Genomic DNA, 15,157 nt, shown 5'->3' with positions numbered 1-15,157 from the left:
CGGGCTGGGGACAGCATAGACGGCGCACGGCGATCGTTCGGCCGATGCGCTTCGCTTCGGCGCGCGCGGAGCACGCCTCAGCGCAAACGCGCGGGCGGACGCCGCGGCGGCCGCTAGCCTCATCGACGACACGGGCATGCCCCTCCTTCCTCGACGCGCGTCCGGCACGGATCGCGAAGCACCATACCAAAGGAGTCGCCGATGCTGTTCGCACTGATGCTGGCCGCAAGCGTGGCCACGGCCAAGGTGGATGCGGTGCCTGTGGCCACGGGGCTCAAGCGCCCCTGGTCGATGGCCTTCCTGCCGCAAGGGGATTTCCTGGTCAGCGAGAAGGAAGGCGGCCTGGTGCGCATCGGGCCGGATGGCACGAAGCACCCCATCGCCGGCATGCCCGATGACCTGGAGAACGCCGCACAGGGACGCGGCGACAACGCCGGCCTGTTCGACGTGGTGCTGCATCCGGATTTCACGAGCAACCGGCGCCTCTACTTCGCCTATACCGCGCGCGGCGCCGGCGGCACCACCACACGGCTAGCCACCGCGCGCCTGCTCGACGACCGCCTCGCCGACGTGCGCCCCTTGTTCGATGCCACGCCCTATTCGGACGAACGCTTCCACTACGGCGGCGGACTGCTGATCGACCGACAGCGCCGTCTCTACTTCACTGTCGGCGAGCGGCACTTCCGCGAAAGCAGCAACCCGCCGTTGCCGGTCTCGCAGGACCCCACCGACACGCGCGGCAAGGTCTACCGCTTCACCCTGGACGGCAAACCCGCGCCCGGCAATCCCGGCTTCGGCGCGGGCGCCGTGCCTGGGCTCTACGCCCTCGGCATCCGCAACGCGCAAGGCCTGGCGCAGGGCGCGGACGGGCGCATCTGGATGTCCGATCACGGCCCGACGCGCGGCGACGAGATCAACCTGCTGAAGCCGGGCGCCAACTACGGTTGGCCCGTGCGCACCGCTGGCCGCCACCGCGATGCCAACTACCTGCCGCAAACGCTGCCCGGCGCGGTCTACACGGCGCCGGCCTGGACCTGGACGGACCGCACGATCGCGCCCGCCGGCCTGGTGGTCTATCGCGGTTCTCAGTTCCCCGCATGGCGTGGCGATCTGCTGCTCGCCGGGCTGGGCACCGGCAGCCTGCTACGGCTGGACGTGCAGGGCGACCGCGTGGTGGGTGAGGAGGAACTGCTCAGCGGTGTCCGCCTGCGCAACGTCAAGCAGGCACCGGACGGCACGCTCTACGTGCTCACCGACGAGTCGGAAGGCCGCCTGCTGCGGCTGGAGCGGCGGCCATGACCGGCATGAAGCGGCCAGACACAGGCCGGCCTGGCCTATCGCTTTGGGTGGCATGCATCGGCTTCGGCCAGCGGCACGCCGGCATGAGCCATCCCACTGAGGCCAACCGTTACACCCGAAAACAGAGCGTCCAACGGAGGCAAGAGTCTCGCCTGACTCATGCGTTCCAAGACTCCCCGTCAATGCCTCACCCGTTCAAATAACCCCACACCTTCGAAATCACCACCGACCCTTCCCCCACCGCCGACGCCACCCGCTTCACCGACCCGGCTCGTACGTCACCCACCGCAAAGATGCCCGGTTGCGACGTCGCATACGGTGAGTCCGCGCCCGCCGCTTCCCCGGTCTCGACGAAGCCCTGCGCATCCAGCTTGACCAGGCCCGACAACCACGACGTGTTCGGCGCCGCGCCCACCATGACGAACAGCGCGCACGCCGGCACCGTCACATCCTCGCCACGTTCGCTGTAATGCACCGTCACGGCATCCAGCCGCTCGCCGCCATGCAGCGCGCGCACCGAAGCGCCGTAGTCGATGGTGATCTTCGGGTCCGCTGCCAACCGGCTGGACAGGTAGTTCGACATGGACGATGCCAGCGAGTGGCCGCGCACCAGCAGGCGCACGTGGCTGGCCGCGCGGCTCAGGAACATGGCGGCCTGGCCTGCGGAGTTGCCGCCGCCGACGATCAGCGCTTCGCCGTTCTTGCAATGGCGCGCCTCGTTCTCTGTGGCGGCGTAGTACACCCCGGAGCCCTCGAACTCCTCCATGCGGTCGATCGGCAACCGCCGGTACTGCACGCCCGTCGCCACCACAATGGCGCCGGCCAGGATGCGCTGGCCGTTGTCCAGCGTGGCGCAGAACTTGCCATCGTCGCGCCGCTCCACGCTCGCCACCCGGCGCGGCATGATGAAGCGCGTGCCGAACTTCATCGCCTGCACCTCGCCGCGCCACACCAGGTCGGCGCCGGAGATGCCGGTGGGAAAGCCCATGTAGTTCTCGATGCGGCTGGAGGTGCCGGCCTGGCCGCCGATGGCCATGTCCTCCACCACCATCGCGCTCAGGCCCTCGGCCCCTGCATACACGCCCGCCGCCACGCCCGCGGGGCCGCCGCCCACGATCAGCACGTCCACCGGCTCCTCGTCGGCCAAGTCGAAATTGAGGCCGAAGAACCGGGCCACCGCGTCGGGCGTCGGTTCGGTCATGACGTGGTTGCGGCCGAAGATCACCACCGGCCGATCCGCGGTGGTCCCGCAGCTGATGGCGACCTGGTGCGCCTCCGCGCTGCCGATGGCCAGGGAGACGTACGGCACGCGGTTGCGGCTGGCGAATTCGCCGATCCGCTGCAGGTTCCGGTCCGCGTCCTCGCCGATCAGCACCAGCGTGCCGTCGCGCGCATCCAGCTGGCGGCGCCGGCGCGCCGAGAACACGGTGATGATGATGTCCGACATCTCCGGTATCTCGGACATCAGCCGCAGCATGGCCGGGCGCGGCACTTCCAGCACGCGCGTGTCCTTCGCTGCCCGCATGGGCAAGGACCACGTGCCGCCATTGAGGAACGCGATCTCCCCCATGAACTGCGTCGGCCCCAGGGTCGAAGGCACCAGCCGCTCCCCCGTAAAGGCATTCACAACCTCGATCTCCCCCTCGTCGACATAGACGAACCGGTCGATCGGGTCGCCCGGCTGCACCAGAAAGGTGCCCGCCGGATAGTGGGCCTCGGACCCGACGGCGCGCATGGCGGCGACGTGGGCGGCGTCCAGGGGGACGCGTTGCATTTCGCGGAGGTCGCGGCCGATGGTTTCCACTTGGGGCTCCGGTGTGGGTCTGGTGGGTATGGCGCTATCCCATACGGGAAGAGGGAACTTGTCCACTGTGGCGATGAGCCTATGACAACCACGCGCCCCGGCTGCCGCCTTGCCGGTGGCGATGCCCCAGCCGTACGCAATCAGCCCACGACCGCTTCGCCCGGCTCCACCGCCTTACTCGGATAGCTGAGCAGATAGAGCAGCACCACGATCCCTGCCACCGGCGCCAGGCTGATCAGCTGCCACCAGGGGCTGAGGCCGGCATCGCGCAGGCGCCGGGTGCATGCCGCGATCCACGGCAACAGCACTATTAAAGAGGCGATCTGCAGCGGCAACGGGGCGGTGGCCTCGGCGAGCAGCTGAGCGAAGGCCAGCAGCATCGCCACGGCCAGGGCAAACCACCAGAAATCCGTCCGTGAGGTCACCCCATTGAACTCCAGACCACGCAACACGCCTTCGCGCATCGCCTGAAGCGCCGGCTGACTGGGCGACGGGCTACCCAGCAGCAGACTCTCGGCCGGCACCTCCAACACAGCGGCCAAGGCCCGCAAGGATTCCGTCGAGACCTTGGCGCCCGCTTCCAGGCGCTGGATCGTCCTCAGGTTCAAGCCGCTCAGCTTCGCCAGCTGCTCCTGCGACCACTGACGGGCGGTGCGCAGTTCGCGGAGGCGGGGGGGCCGTTGATGTGCATGGGTGGTCCTTGGCAGGTGGTGTCTGGGGTGTTGGCATCATGCTGCCGTAGGCGCTGCTTGCGTGACGACAGGGGGACGGCATGGGTGCGGCACGAGGGTGGCGGCCTGCTGTAAGGCGCATCACGCCCAAGGCATCCTGATATGAAAGGCGAACAATGCGGTGCATATACGGCGCTTTGGCAGCACACAAGGAGCTAATGGACCTGTCTCCTATCCGCCAGCTGCCAGTAGGCAAAGCGGCCGAGTGTTCGCCTCAGTACCTCCGAATGCGAGTCCCAGCTGGCGGAATCACAGGGAGATGGAGGCGACCGGGCTGCGTCTGCTACCGAAGACTGGGGTGGATGTAAGCCGAATAGTTGGGTCTATTCGGCTCATGGAATGAGCCGAATGTCTGGCGTCCGGATAAAACACGGCCGAAGTAAGCAGCTGCAGTAAGCAACTCCAGATCTTCTATCCCCTGTAGCTCCTCTTGCAGCTCTCGTCGGCGCCGGTCGCCCTTGTCCTAGCAACCAGGAGATTTCGTATAAGATCTTTCCCGGGGGCTGGTTCGTACCAGAAGCTGCACTATGGAGTGGCTGCTTCGCATTGAGTCCGCGTGCGCCCCAAGTCCTTGGGGAACGTCTATGCCTACAAACGCCATGCCTTCCTTCGCGGAGCTTCGGCAGCGGATCGACCAGTTCAGCGCAGATCGAGACTGGGGCAAATTCCATACACCCAAGAACCTCAGCATGGCGCTCGCCATCGAGGCATCGGAGTTGATGGAGATCTTTCAGTGGCGCGATGGCAGCGAAGACTTCGCATCCATCCCCCAGGAAAAGAAAGACGCCGTCACCCAGGAAGCCGCTGACGTATTCATCTACCTCATGCGCTTCTGCTCAGTCACCGGCATCGACATCCTCGCGGCCACCGATGAGAAGTTGAAGCTCAACGATGCGAAGTACCCGGCGGAGCTCGTCCGCGGGAAGTCCGATAAGTATTCGGACTACTGAGCTATGAGACGTATCTTCATCTTCACCGCAGGCACACCCGAAGCCCGGGATCACCTGAAAGACTCAATCACTCAGGCGGTTTCCTTCTCACGCATGGAGAAAGTTCTCGGTCCAGAGCGCACGGCTCAATTCAAGGCGCTGACCAATGCCGACGGCTTCTATGCATGGGGTGCCGTACCAGGGCCAAGGAACAAGCCTAGGTGGGAAGCCATACGCGTCGGCGACATCGTGCTGACCGTCTACGGCAACAGGTACAGGTTCGTTTCAATCGTCTCCGGCACCTTGCATGACGAGGGCATGGCACGCGAAATCTGGGGCACGGACGACAAAGGCCGTACATGGGAGTACATGTACTTGCTCACCCAGCCGCAGGCGCTCGATGTGGGCGTCCAGGCTGAACCTGTGGCCAGCTATCTCCACCGCAAGTATCAAGGGTTCACCAAAATCTCGGACGAGAAAGTACAAACCATTCTCGAGAAGTTCGGTTCGCTGGATCACTTCGTCGAGCAGATGTTCCAACGCTCACTTCCCGATCTACCCTTGGAACTCGAGCTAGAACAAGTGCGAGCCGAGGCTTCCGAAGCAGACTCGTTCAACCCTGCAAGCATGGCCGATGGCAGGACGAAGGTGCTTCGGGAAGTCGTGCGGCGGCAGGGCCAGCTTAAATTTCGCGAAGCCTTGATGGCTGCGTACGAGGGAAAGTGCGCGGTTACGGGATGCGATATCGAAGCCGTTCTAGAAGCGGCCCACATCGCTCCGTATTTTGGCAAGGACTCCAATGTGGTCCAGAACGGGCTACTTCTTCGCGCTGATATCCACACGTTGTTTGACCTTGGGCAGCTCAAGATTTCTCCGGAAGGGACGATTGAACTGCATAAGCGGCTTTTGAGGTCCATCTATGCGAAATACGAGTCGCGAAAGATTCGATCACCTTTGAAGAAGAGCCAAGAACCTAGTCTGGAGGCACTCACTCTGAAGTACATGTCTCCTTCTATTCGTGCGTAATGCAAAGGTTGGAGGCATAAAAATTTTTACTTCTTGCCTTCTTTAATGGCCTCTGCCCTCAATTCGCATCGCCCTGCTCACGCTCGATTAGGATGATCCAGGCTCTAGAGGAAGTTCGAGGCACGGCAAGAAGTGGGCTAGTTACGTAGCTTGCAGTTTCGGCCCCAGAGCGAACTTGCACCGGCGTTACTACGAGGAGGGGAAAAAATGATCGAAGTATTGTTCCCTAGCCTGGATTTGCTGACACAGGACTTCGTCCTTATTCAGGCATGGAAAAAGACCTCCGCGTACATCCGCAATCACAATTGGTACGCAGACACTCTGGAGCTAGATCGTACAGCGGTCGACTTACCTAGGTTCTTGGCCGGATTGCGGGAAAGTCTTCAAAATCCTACTGAGTGGTCCAATGATGAGTTGCGCATTGTCCCCGCACCTAAAAGCCAACGGTGGCGAGTAAGCCCGGATGGGCAGCAATGGCGACCAGTGGAGGAAGATGTCACATCAAAACTTCGTCCATTGGCTCACGTTAGTCTCCGAAGTCAGGTCGTGGCAACCGCTGTGATGATGTGCGTCGCGGACCGAGTGGAGACTAGACAAGGCGACCCGCGCGGCAGCTACACCTCATATGCGGACCGCCAAGCTGTCATCTCCTATGGAAACCGCCTCTTCTGCGATAGCCAAGGTTTAGCTCTCACACACAGATGGGGATCCTCAAAGCTATATAGGGCGTACTTTCAGGATTACCGAACCTTCCTTACAAGAGCGGACGTTGTCGCAGAATCCAGTGCGCAGGATGGATCAAATCGGCATGTAGTTGTCCATTCGGATCTGAGTAGATTTTATGATCGAGTTCGACCCTCCCTACTAAACGCAAAGCTAGACGAACTGCTAGGCCCTGATGCGAACCAGGGGTTTCGGGAACTCGCAGAGCGCGCACTTTCTTGGAGTTGGAGCGAACGAGATCGAGTAGAAGTTGGCGACTATGAGCGCAAGACTGGAATTCACGGATTTAGCCACATCGCGCTACCGCAGGGCCTAGTATCCGCTGGATTCTTCGCCAATCTAGTTCTCCTCGACTTTGATGATCTCCTGCGACGGAGCATTGGTTCAACCGAGGTCTTTCCCGGTGGTGTCGTTGTCGACGTCGTACGATATGTTGACGATCTTCGAATCATCCTGACAGTTGAATCTGGAATCCCTCTGGAAAAAATTGAAGAAGAAGTCACTATCTGGCTTCAGGGACTTCTCGACCGGAGTGCGACGGGGCTAGTCGTTTCCAATGAAAAGACTCACGCCTTTGCACTTAGCGGGGAGCAGAAGCCGCTCGTTCGTCAAAGCAGGAAGATGGCCCGAATTCAAGGCGCAATCTCTGGCGGCTTCGACACCGTAGGTGGCGTTGAAATATTAGATGCGGTCCAAGGTTTGATTCGATCGCAACAGCGCTACTCAGAAACACAAACATCTAGTCGCAATTGGTCCTTAGCGCCGGTTCCTGATGTCAGAGATGCGACGGTCGCCAGATTCGCGGCCGGCCGGTATCGCGCAACATATAGATCACTTCGCCCAATGCTCCTAGAGCAGCCTGATGACCCGACGGCTGGTCTTCAATACCGCGACGAGGAAACTGGCTTACGTGAACAGAGGACCAAGCGGGAGCTTGATGAGGAAGCAAAGGCGTTCGCGCTCGGCCTAATAGAGGCGTGGCTGGATGATCCAGCAAATGTTCGCCTCCTAAGGATTGGGCTCGATCTTTGGCCGTCGAAGGACGTTCTCACAAACGTACTTTTTTTGCTCAAGCCATTTACAACAAAAGGCGGCCCTCGAGGAGCTCCACGGCGTGTAGCATGGTATTGCCTTTCGGAGATATTCCGTGCAGGCGCAACGGAGACCGGCTACGTCCAATCTGACGAAAGCATGCCCGAGGGAATTGATATTGAGCAATATAGATTGGCCCTTGAGCGTGAAGCAGTGCGCCTCATGGAGCAGAAGGCTGTTATTTTGCCGTGGTACCTAAAACAACAGCTATTGCTGTATCTGGCGACAAGAAGAAAGCCTGGCCTCCTAACGATACGAAGGGGCGGCCACTCAGAAACCAAATATTATCGCGAATTGCTGCTGTTCAAGGAGGGGAGATTCCTACCCACCTCTTCAAGAGAATTTGCGATTCTTGCGGTGCTCTCGTACCGATCATTTGGAGACGACCTCCAGGCAATAGATAGGATCGCCAAGCACGCGACACCAAGGCTAATGGCCGAAGTGGTTGAGAGGGATATGACTCTGGCGCTGGAGGTTTATAGACAGCAGCCTTCAGTTCAATCTCTTCTGGGGCAACGACAGCTTGATGATCTATGTCTATCGATGCGCCCCATTAGGCCCGAAATGAAAAATCTGGTGGACGTTGTGGGGGTCGGTCCTAATGACGGTCCATTGCGCAACGAATTTTCAGTTCTCAGCTTTGCCAGCAGTTTGCTTAATGCAATCGAGCGCCATGATAATGAAGTAATTATCCCGATCAACGTCTACTTAGGTGTTGATGACGTAAGACAACCTTGGAGAATCAAACAGGTTCACCTAGCGCGATCTGTTACTTCGGCCGAATCTTTGTACTCCCCGCCCAAATGGTGCCCCATAGGCGAAAGGTGGCGTTTTCAACTAGGCTTTCTCCTCCGCTACGTACTTACCGCACGTTGTGATTTCACCCAGGCGGTACGTTCGCGGAGTTGGCGAAGCTTAGCCGGCACATACATACCCGCACCTGGTCACGCTTATCAGCGTATCCACGGATTATTTAGCGGACATGAAAGCTTCGGTGATGGTTGGTTGCCAATATCGGAGTGGATCGAGAAGCTCTTGATGGCTCTCTTGCGGTGGCCAGGGTGCCGAGTACCCTCAGAATTTAGTTTCGTTGAGCGTGGTCTCGAGGCAACTAGGCTGGCCCTCGGTGTCAGGCAGCTGGAGCTCAGGAGTATTCGTGGAGTTGACGATGACCTTTTGATCCTACCGATGTCGGCCCCAGCCTTAGCAAGAGACGGCGCAGTTAGGCCGTTACGAGCTTGCGTGGTTCAAACGATCTTTCCGTCCGATCAAGACTTCTCTCTAAATGACCTCAAATGTGATCATGAGGTGACTCGGAAGAAACATAGACGACACATCTCGGCCGCACTCGCAGCAGTAGAACGCATGCTTGACCTTCGAGAAACCCACTTGGGTAAGGAAGGACGCCTGGACTGGCTGATACTTCCTGAGTTAGCGGTTCATCCAAATGATGTGTCTACTCACCTTATTCCTTTTGCCCGTGCTCACAAAACCATTATTCTTGCCGGCCTTACCTATCAGGAGCTGCTGAAGGGAAAGCCACTTGTGAACTCGGCGCTATGGATTATTCCGGTGACATCGAAGTCGCATGGACTACAGATGCGCATCCGATTACAGGGAAAGAAAAATCTATCTCCACAGGAGCGCCAACTTAATGTAGGGACCCCGCTCCTTCAGGGGTTTAGACCCTGTCAATGGCTGATCGGTTACGAATTTGGAGAAGTATCAAGCGGACCGCTTTGGTTAACTGGTTCAATTTGCTATGACGCGACTGACCTATCCTTGGCCTCCGACTTGCGCAATGTTTCAGATGTCTATGCAATACCAGCTCTAAATAGAGATGTGGGGACTTTTGACCAAATGTCTTTAGCTCTTCACTACCACATGTTTCAGATGATAATAATTGCCAACAATGGACTATATGGAGGAAGTAACGCCTATGCACCGTATAAAGAATCATTTAAACGACAGATATTTCATATGCATGGCCAGCCTCAAGCCTCGGTAGCATTCCTGGAAATAGACCCTGTTGCCCTCTTCAAGCTCCGCAAGGACCACGAGTCGCAATCAGATGTATGGAAATCTCCACCAGCCGGGGTCGCTTGATATCGTCGCTCTTTTTGGAACCCAGCGCCATTTCGCATGGCTAAGCATGCGTGAGTGGCGGCGGCCAGAAGTAAGGCCGCCGACTGCGTTATCACTGCGATCACCGTATCTCTACGGCACGGCTACAGGACTTCTCATCCCCTTCCGCACCTTCTCCAACTGCACCCGCATATGCGCCTGCCCGGCGCTACGCATCCCCATCTCGATAAACGCGCCAATCCCTTCCAACACCACTGTCAACCGCCGCACGTCTGGCGCACCGCGCTCGTTAACCAGCTCGATCAGCACATTGAGGTTGGCCTGCGCGTACTGCAGCCATTCCGAGGCATCGTTGAGCAGCGCCTCCGCCCCCGCTTTGGGATCAACGAAATAGCGGGCATGACGTGTGGTCCAGGGTTCGCCAAAAACATCCATAAGTAACTCCTTGTCATAAAGCGCCGCTCCCCGCTCCGAAAACGGCACGCCGCCAACCACTCAGCGTGCCGCGATCACACGGACTCGAGGTTTCACCGGTGGTCCATGGCTGGACCCCGGGCGGCTTGATTGAGAAGTGGAATGCGGCGTCAGTGAGTTCCGCCGTCGCGCAGGGCGACGCGCCGGGTTACACGGCTAGGATTCTTCCAACGAAAACCACCTGGGCCGCGGTTCTTCAACCGTGTCTGCGAGGTATGCAGACGGCCCGATTTGGCGATGAGGATGTCGCCGAGGGGATCGGCGGGCGTGCAAGTACCGTATGATCTGGCTTAGCCATGATCAACTCCCGTTTAGTTGGTTATGGTCAGCGGGTCAGGGGTGTGTCCAGCACCCTTGGCCCGCGCTCTCATAGCATTGCTGCCATGGTTGTCCGCGACGCGCATCACCACTCCGCGGGCAACGCCATCGACACTATCAAAATCATTTTTTGTTGTCTGTAGTCTCGCGCCTACGACGTGCGCGAACTTGGTGTGGTTGCGAAAGCGCCGCGCGATTTGGCAGCATCGATAGGAAACTTCGGCCGTCAAACGCCTTGCGCGAACGCCGATCCGTGCGCGCTGCACATACTCTTCGTTATCCACGATCCACGCAAAGGAACTTGCATGATGGCGTTAGCTCGGCGCTTATCCATCCTCCTGGTCATGGCCGGCGTGCTCTTTCACGGCGCGGCAGCAGCTCATGATGAGCCCACGCCGTGGGAGAAAGCCCAGCTGCAGTTGGAGAAGGTATCGAGAAACAACGCCAACTCAGCGGACCGCGCCCGCCTGATCTCCGCGACCTATGCGCAGCTGTTCGCACCCGTGCAGTCCATGGATTTGGCGAACGTCCCCTCACGCGATCTCCATGCCATGTTCATGGCCGCCTCGTCCGCGGATTTCTATGAAGCCACGGATGCGCATCTCTCGGATCTGCGCCGGATCACGATGGCTCTGGAAGCCCGGCACGAAGCCTCATCCAGCGAAGTCGAGACGTTCTATGCCGCGCTTTTCCAAGGGCGGAAGTTTGACGAGATGGCTGCCTACTATGCGAAGCATGGCGAGGCGGGCCTGGCCAAGCCCATTGCCTATCGCGGTGCGCCGGTTGGCGACGTGCACCATGCCGTATTGCATATCGCCGCCGCCGGGAATGCGGTGACGGGAGGCAAGGTGGCGCTGGAACAAGGGGAGCACATCCTGGTGGTGGCTCATCCTCTTTGCCATTTCACGCAGCACGCGATGGCGGCGATCGAGTCGGACCCCGTGCTGGAGAGGATTTTCGAGCGGTCGTCCGTGTGGGTATCGCCACCGGATCGTGGCGTGGATATCACCCCGTTCCAGGACTGGAACCGCAAGCACCCATCCGCGCCCATGTCCATCGCTTATGCGGGAAACGACTGGCCTGAGGTCCGTATCTGGCAGACGCCGACGTTTATCTTCCTCAAGGACGGCAAGGTGACCGGCGAGGTCATCGGTTGGCCCAAGGAGGGGAATAAGGAAGCGCTGCGACAAGAGGTGTCGAAGCTCCACCTGCTTCCATCCAAGTGAACCACGCCGGCGCGTGATCGCCGGCCAGAGCGGCTTCCATCGCTGGCCGGCACCGTGCATGGCCTGACCTGAGCGCGCCCATGGGCATATCGAAACCGCGCACGGTCATGCGCGGATATGCCCATGGTGAACGCACGAAGCGTCGCCTGTAGCTGGCGACCTCAAAGCTCTTCGATCAACGCCAAGATCTTCTGATACTGCTCCAACCGCTCCGGCGCCTTGATCATGTTCGCCAACACCGCGGTGGTCGCCGCCTGCTTGATGGTGGCCATGTTGGTTTCCTGCGCCACTTGCTCGAACTCGCGCAGCGCGCTGGCCACGGCGCCCATCAACTCGTGCGCGGCATGGGCCCAGGGGCCGGCATGGTCGAAGCCGACCACGTGATGCGGCGCGGCCACGCCAGCGCCATGCGCCAGCGTCTCCGGCAAAGCCGCGGCCGTTGCCATGTCACGGGAAGACGGCGCCGCATCGAGTGCCGGGCTCTTGTTCGCCGTGTCGATCGCATACAACTGGACCACGGCCTCGGTCGTCGCCGCCTGCGCCGTGATGGCGCTCTGTTGCTGTGCGGAGACGGCGTTCTGCGCGGCGTTGGCAAGTACACAGGCCGTGACCTGATAGAGGTAGGCCAGCGCCATGGCCGGCGCCTGGCCGTAGGTGGGCACGCCATTGCTTTGCGTCACGGCGTCGGTGACCTGCGGGTTGACCGGCGTATTGATGGATGGGGTAGTGGCGGACATGAGAGCTCCCTTCCGAATGAGGTCGCCCGGCCGCGCGCCATCGCGACGCGCGTCCAGCCGGGTAGGTGTGTTGGTACCGAATTCCCCTGCTTGCTGCGGGCATAGCATCGTCGAAATCCGCCCGCGCCACACAGTGCCACGTTTGGTGTGGCATGGCGCGGGCGCTGAACGCAGGTTCTTGCGTCGCCAAAAGGCACTTCTCCCCGGGCGCGAATTGCGCGGACCATGCGCTCGCCGCGCGGCCTCCGTCCGCGATCTACCCGAGACCCAAGGGACACCTTCATGCAAACCCGCATCCAGGGCACCGTGATGCCCGTACTGGAAGTCCAGCTCGACCCCAACGAAAGCATCTTCGCGGAAAGTGGCGAGCTTTCCTGGATGACCTCGTCCATCCAGATGAGCACGCACACCCAGATGGGCGGTGGTGGCGGTCTGTTCGGTGCGCTCAAGCGCGTGATCGGCGGCGGCACCTTGTTCATGACCGAATACAAGGCCGCGCGCACTACGGGCGAAGTGGCGTTCGCCACCAAGGTGCCGGGCCATATCGTGCCGGTGTCGCTCAGCCCGGGTAACGAGTACATGGTGCATCGGCACGGCTTTCTCTGCGCCACGCCGCAGGTGTCGATCAGCGTGGGCTTTCAGCAATCGCTGGGTGCGGGCATCTTCGGCGGCAGCGGCTTCATGTTGCAGAAGCTCGGCGGCACAGGCACCGCGTGGCTGGAGCTTTCCGGCGAATTGATCCGCAAAGATCTGGCGCCGGGCGAGAACCTGCGCGTTCATCCGGGGCACGTCGGCGCGTTCCAGGGCTCGGTGAACTTCCAGATCGTCACCGTGCCCGGCATCAAGAACGCGCTCTTCGGCGGCGACGGCATTTTCCTCGCTTCGCTCACCGGCCCCGGCACCGTGTGGCTGCAGACGCTGCCCATCTCGCGGCTCGCGCACCAGTTGGCCGAATACATGCCCAGCGGCGAAGGCGGCTCCAACCGTGCGGCGCTCGGCAGCGGCTTGGTGGGCGGCATCGTGGGCTCGTTGCTAAGCGGGGACGATCGGTGAGTTGAAACGCGGCATGGCGTGGCCGCCGCCGTATCAGCGCGGCGGCGCGGCCACTTCGGGCTTCTCGAACGCCACCGGGTCGAGGCTCGCCTCGCTCGGCAAGTCGCCGAAACTCCCAGTGCGCAGGAAGTCATAGACCTTGGCGGCCAGTTCCGGCCGCGTGCGCAGCCACTGGAACGTGCCGCCATGCTGCGCCCGGTGCAGGATCATCATGCGGGCGTTGGGAAACCACGGCAGCATGGCCAGCGTGTTTTCCATCGGCGTCGATGGGTCCCAATCGCCCTGGACGAACAACACCGGTGTCGTATCCCGGACCGGTCGCCGGAAACGGTCGCCGGCATCCGGCGTGGCCCATTCGCCCTTGGTCGCGAGATAACCGGCGAAGTTCCAGCCGCCGATGATCGGCAGCGCCGGATCGGTGCGCAGCAGGGCTTTCCGCTCCGCGCTCATGTCCAGACCGATGTTGATCAGCGGATTGATCAACGAACGGTTTTCTCCCGCGCGGCTGGCGATGGCATCGCGCGCCCAGGCGTCGTAATGCTCGTGGTAGAGATCGAGCACGAAGCGCGGGAACGTGGCGGCGTGCTGCGCGGCGTCGAGCAGCGCGGACTGGTAGTCCTCCACGCCGAGCACCACGCGCTGCGTCTTGCCGGCGGTGTCCTTCACCGTCACCGTGACCGGCGCCTTGGCCAGGCGCTCGCGCACGGCCCAGATCGCCGCCACGAGTCCGCCGGACGGCAACCAGGGTTTCAGTGCGGGATCCTGATCGGCTTCCCAGGCAATGCGCTGATAGATGCTGTAGACCTGGGAAGGCATGTCGTAGCCGTAGTCCAGCGGCTCGGCCGAGGTGATGACAGCGCGCGCCACCAGGCCCGGGTGCGCCTTCATCACGGCAAAGCCCCATTGCGAACCGAAACTCGCGCCGACCACGCTGATCTTGTCGTAGCCGAGCGCCCGGCTGAGATCGGCCACGTCATCGGCAATCTCGCCGATGGAGTAGCCGGAGAGATCGGCCTGCGGATACGCCGCGGGTGCGCGGCGCGCCAAGTCGCGGGTGACGTCGATGTCGTCGGCCACCGTGGTGGGGCGATCCAGCGGCAGCGCTTTGCTGGGGATCTCCATGCGATCGCCGCGCAGCGTGTAGCCGCGCTGTTCGATGACGAGCAGATCGGCCACCTGCGCATAGGCTTGCCACGCCTTGACCCGCCGCCGTGCGGTCTCGTCCTTGTCCAGCACGATATCGAGCATGGTCACGCCCGGCCCGCCCGCCAGCAGCACGATGGGCGGCGCCTGGGTTGGCTTCGCGGCCTTGATGCGCGCGAAGCCGACGCCGATGAGCCGGCTGCCGGGCTTGGTGCGATTCTCCGGCACGTAAAGCGTGCCGATCTCGTAGGGCATGGACGAGCCGTCGATCGCGGTGGCCACACCGCTTTCGATGACGGTCTCGCCAGCGCGATGGGCAGGTTCCGCTGCCGCGGCGGGCCATGACGCCGAAGAACCCATGACAAGCGCGATCAACGACGCGCGCATGACTACGCGTGCAGCACGGAACGGCATCGGCTTCTCCCTTCGCGAATGCCGTGCACGCCACCCCTGGCGAGTTCTTACGGCATGGGCGTGAATCTAGGCAGGAAGGTCAGGTTGGCGCAAGGGAGCGGCG

10 protein-coding genes and 1 pseudogene are annotated in these 15,157 nt (G+C 61.2%); 6 read left to right on the top strand and 5 right to left on the bottom strand.

Annotated features, from left to right (window positions below; genetic code table 11):
- Positions 1 to 201 precede the first annotated feature (201 nt).
- Positions 202 to 1,299, top strand: coding sequence for a PQQ-dependent sugar dehydrogenase (locus RKE25_RS02155; RefSeq protein ID WP_311840625.1), 1,098 nt, complete (start codon positions 202 to 204; stop codon positions 1,297 to 1,299).
- 187 nt (positions 1,300 to 1,486) lie between these two features.
- On the opposite strand, the gene RKE25_RS02150 is transcribed toward RKE25_RS02155, so the two are convergent.
- A complete protein-coding gene (locus tag RKE25_RS02150) occupies positions 1,487 to 3,103 on the bottom strand; it encodes an FAD-dependent oxidoreductase (protein ID WP_311840624.1) in 1,617 nt (538 codons plus the stop codon).
- Between the two features lie 140 nt (positions 3,104 to 3,243).
- Positions 3,244 to 3,720 (bottom strand): DUF805 domain-containing protein, encoded by a 477-nt coding sequence (locus RKE25_RS02145; protein WP_343215234.1) that lies wholly within the window; start codon positions 3,718 to 3,720, stop codon positions 3,244 to 3,246.
- Between the two features lie 803 nt (positions 3,721 to 4,523).
- Between RKE25_RS02145 and RKE25_RS02140 the strand changes: the two genes are divergently transcribed.
- The 3 genes from RKE25_RS02140 to RKE25_RS02130 all read left to right on the top strand — a co-directional run bounded on the left by RKE25_RS02140 (position 4,524) and on the right by RKE25_RS02130 (position 9,710).
- Positions 4,524 to 4,784, top strand: coding sequence for a MazG-like family protein (locus tag RKE25_RS02140; RefSeq protein ID WP_311840623.1), 261 nt, complete (start codon positions 4,524 to 4,526; stop codon positions 4,782 to 4,784).
- Between the two features lie 3 nt (positions 4,785 to 4,787).
- The gene (locus RKE25_RS02135; RefSeq protein WP_311840622.1) at positions 4,788 to 5,789 is read left to right on the top strand and encodes an HNH endonuclease; all 1,002 of its coding nucleotides are present in this window, start codon (positions 4,788 to 4,790) and stop codon (positions 5,787 to 5,789) included.
- A 207-nt stretch (positions 5,790 to 5,996) separates the two neighbouring features.
- The gene (locus RKE25_RS02130; protein ID WP_311840621.1) at positions 5,997 to 9,710 is read left to right on the top strand and encodes a hypothetical protein; all 3,714 of its coding nucleotides are present in this window, start codon (positions 5,997 to 5,999) and stop codon (positions 9,708 to 9,710) included.
- Positions 9,711 to 9,821: 111 nt separating this feature from the next.
- On the opposite strand, the gene RKE25_RS02125 is transcribed toward RKE25_RS02130, so the two are convergent.
- Positions 9,822 to 10,124 carry a hypothetical protein gene (locus RKE25_RS02125; RefSeq protein ID WP_311840620.1) on the bottom strand — a complete coding sequence of 101 codons (303 nt, stop codon included), beginning with the start codon at positions 10,122 to 10,124 and terminating at the stop codon, positions 9,822 to 9,824.
- A 662-nt stretch (positions 10,125 to 10,786) separates the two neighbouring features.
- On the opposite strand from RKE25_RS02125, the gene RKE25_RS02120 reads away from it, so the two are divergent.
- A complete protein-coding gene (locus RKE25_RS02120; RefSeq protein ID WP_311840619.1) occupies positions 10,787 to 11,707 on the top strand; it encodes a hypothetical protein in 921 nt (306 codons plus the stop codon).
- Between the two features lie 485 nt (positions 11,708 to 12,192).
- Here RKE25_RS02120 and RKE25_RS02115 read toward each other — a convergent pair.
- Positions 12,193 to 12,444, bottom strand: a pseudogene (locus RKE25_RS02115) (RebB family R body protein); the annotation flags it as partial.
- A gap of 282 nt (positions 12,445 to 12,726) precedes the next feature.
- Between RKE25_RS02115 and RKE25_RS02110 the strand changes: the two are divergent.
- The gene (locus RKE25_RS02110) at positions 12,727 to 13,497 is read left to right on the top strand and encodes a TIGR00266 family protein (RefSeq protein WP_311840618.1); all 771 of its coding nucleotides are present in this window, start codon (positions 12,727 to 12,729) and stop codon (positions 13,495 to 13,497) included.
- 33 nt (positions 13,498 to 13,530) lie between these two features.
- On the opposite strand, the gene RKE25_RS02105 is transcribed toward RKE25_RS02110, so the two are convergent.
- The gene (locus RKE25_RS02105; RefSeq protein ID WP_311840617.1) at positions 13,531 to 15,054 is read right to left on the bottom strand and encodes an alpha/beta hydrolase; all 1,524 of its coding nucleotides are present in this window, start codon (positions 15,052 to 15,054) and stop codon (positions 13,531 to 13,533) included.
- Positions 15,055 to 15,157 lie beyond the last annotated feature (103 nt).

Source organism: Dyella sp. BiH032 (genome assembly GCF_031954525.1).
Taxonomy (GTDB): Bacteria; Pseudomonadota; Gammaproteobacteria; order Xanthomonadales; family Rhodanobacteraceae; genus Dyella_D.
Note: the sequence above shows the minus strand (reverse complement) of the source record. Positions and strands in the feature narration are given on the sequence as shown.